This is a genomic window from Actinosynnema sp. (assembly GCF_052038725.1).
Genome location: NZ_JBQGCX010000669.1, coordinates 1 through 2,935 on the forward strand (window position 1 = coordinate 1; position 2,935 = coordinate 2,935).

A 2,935-nucleotide genomic window follows, 5' to 3' on the forward strand; every position below is an offset into this window, starting at 1 on the left:
CGCCGACCTGAACCGGTTCTTTGCCGGGCCAGGCCGGAAAACCCCCACGGCGTGCGCCCGACGGCCCTAGTGTGCCGGGTGTGCGAAAGATCGACTGGACGGCTGCGCGAAAGATCGACTGGGCGTCGCTGGAAGGCGGCCACGGGCCCGCCGGGACCGTGCCGGACCTGCTGGAGGAGTGCGCGCGGGAGGACCCGCTGCACGCCCTCGGCGCGATCGTCGACCTCGGTGACCTGCTGCGCCCCGCGCGCGGCCGGGTCCTGTCGGCCGCGCCGGTCGCGCTGCCGTTCCTGGTGGCCCTGGCCGAGGGCGGGGCGGTGCACGCGCGCGAGCAGGTCGTGCGGCTGATCCGCCGGATCGCCGAGCGCGGGCAGCCCGCCGCGGCGTGGAGCGCGGCGGTGGACGGGGTGTGGCCCCGGCTGCCCGCGCTGCTGGCCGACCCCGATCCGCTGGTGCGCCGCCAGGGCGGCAGGCTGCTGTCCTGCCTCGGGCGGCCCGAGGCGGTGGCGGCGCTGCGCGAGCGCTGGGACGTGGAGCCCGACCGGCGCGTGCGGTGCGACCTGGTGCGCTCGCTGGGCCGCGCGGACCCCGCGTTCGACCTGGCCGGGCTGCTCGCCGACGACGACCCGCAGGTGGTCCTGGCCGCGGTGCACGCGCTGGCCGCCACCGACCCGGCCGCGCCGCTCGCGCACGTGGACGCGCTGGCCCGCGCGGTCGGCGAGGTGGACAGCGCGCTGTGGGTGGACTCCGCGTGGCTGGAGGACGTGCGGCTGGGCGGCGGCCCGACCGAGCTGGTCATCACCACCGGCGACCTGCTGGCCGCCGACCCCGACGCGCTGACCGGCTACGTCACGCGGGTCGCCCGCGACGGCTCCGGGCCGCGCCGGGCGGCGGTGTTAGGCGTGGCGCTGCGCCTGCTCTACGCCTGGCGGGACGTGGACCTGGTCCCCCTGCTGGGCGAGCTGCTGCACGACGGGCGTCCCGCCGTGCGCTACCGGGCCGCGGCGGTGCTGGCCTGCCTGGGCGCGGCGGGCCGCCCGCACGCCGACCGCCTGGTGGAGCTGCTGGAGGACCCGCACGAGGAGCGCGGCGAGTCGACCGCGCACACCACCGGCGACATGGCCCTGTGGGCGCTGGCCGCCCAGCACGACCCGCGCGGCGCGCCCGCGCTGGTCGACCTGCTGGAGGGCGACCGGACCCCGTTCGACCTGAACACCCACCGGCCGACCGCGTCCTCCCCGGTGACCGCCTGCGGCCCGTGGCTGCGCGAGCCGACCGCCGAGGAGGTGCTGACCCCGCTGCGGGCGCACGCCGACGTCCTGGTGGGCCCGATCGCGGCCCGGTTGGCGCGTCCTGGGCAGCACCGGCTGCTGGTGGCCGCGCTGTGCCGGGTGCTGGCGGCCTGGGGGCCGCTCTCGCGCGCGGCGCGACCGGTGCTGGAGACCCTGGTGGGGCACCGGTACTACGGCCGGTACGCGACGGCGGCGCTCAAGGCGGCCGAGGGCTACGGCGAGTCGGACGTGCCCGCGCTGGCGGGCGAGGCGCGCCGCTCCGGTGTCACGATCGGCGTGCTGGGCGCGCTCGGCCCGGCGGCGGCGGAGGCCGAGGAGACTTTGCGGCGGCTGGCGACCCCCGACGAGACGGGCTGGCGGCGGGTGGAGGCCGGGTACGCGCTGTGGCGGATCACCGGCGAGCGCGCCGACGTGGTCCCCCTGCTGGTGGAGGCCGCGACCCCGCTGGCGACCGGTGACTACACCCGGCCGCGCGGGGCGGCGCTGCACCACCTGGCCGAGATGGGCGTGCGCACCGAGGAGGTCCTGGCGGTGGCGCGCGCCGTGGCCGGGTCGCGGCGGCGGGTGGCGGACGTCGGCGAGCGCGAGCGGATCGCCGAGGACGAGGCGCTGCGGGCGTCGGCCGCCCAACTGCTGCGGTGAGGTGGGCGGGACGACCGGCGGGGGAGGCGGACCCGGCGGTGTCGCCCGCCGAGTGGGCGGCGCTGGCGGCGAGCGCGGAGCCGGGTGAGGCCGCGCGCGGGATCGCCGGGCTTGAGACCACACCGGGCTGGGAGCCGCACGAGGCCACCGCGGACCTGCTGCCCGTCCTGCTGGCCCTGGTCTCGGACACCGGGACGCACCACCGCCCCCGGATCACCCGGCTGCTCGCCCGGCTGACCGACCCCGACCGGACGTGGTCGACACCGGTCCCGACCGGGTGGGAAGCGGGGCTGACGGCGCTGCTGTCCGACGGCGACCCGCTCGTGCGCCGCCAGGCGACGCGGCTGGTGGCGTGCGCCGTCCGGGCCCCCGAACGGGCGTTGCGCGCCCGCCTGGAGGTCGAGGCGGACCGGGGAGTGCGGCACGACCTGCTCCGGGCGCTGGGCGCGCACGCCGATCAGGGGGTCGAGGCGCTGGTCGAGGATGCGCTGGACGAGGCGACCTGGTCGGGATCCGGTTGGCTGGACTGGGAGTCGCGGGCGACGCCGATCGGCCAGGTGGTGCGGGATTCGGGGGAGCTGCTCGCGGACGACCCCGGCGCGGTCGCCGAGTTCGCCGCCGGTGTCGTGGCGCGCGGTGGTGTCGAGCACCGGTTGGCCGCGCTGGGCTGCGCGATGCGCGCCCTGGGCCGGTGGCGCGATCCGGCGCCGGTCCCGCTGGTCGGCCGCCTCCTGGACGACAGCGCGTCCAGGGTGCGCCGTTGGGCGACCGTGGTGGCGGCGCACCTGGGCCCGGAGGCGCGGGAGCACGCCGACCGGCTCGCCGAACTGGCCGGGCGGGAGCGGGGAAGCCTGCGGGACGCCGCCCTGTGGGCGCTGGCCAGGCAGGACGACCCCCGCTGCCTGCCCGGACTGGTCGAGCTGCTGGGCGGCGACGTGCTCTCGTTCGCCCCGACCAGGGGCCTCAGCCCCCTGGAGCTCATCGACGACATCGAGGAGAAG

2 protein-coding genes are annotated in these 2,935 nt (G+C 78.5%); both read left to right on the top strand.

All coding sequences use genetic code 11. The features are described from left to right. The first annotated feature begins 80 nt into the window (after positions 1-80). Positions 81-1,934 carry a HEAT repeat domain-containing protein gene (locus ACTUAL_RS14055; RefSeq protein ID WP_440900551.1) on the top strand — a complete coding sequence of 618 codons (1,854 nt, stop codon included), beginning with the start codon at positions 81-83 and terminating at the stop codon, positions 1,932-1,934. Next, positions 1,931-2,935, top strand: a 1,005-nt coding sequence (locus tag ACTUAL_RS14060; protein WP_440900552.1) for a HEAT repeat domain-containing protein, incomplete at its 3' end; no start/stop codon positions are given. The genes ACTUAL_RS14055 and ACTUAL_RS14060, both read left to right, overlap by 4 nt.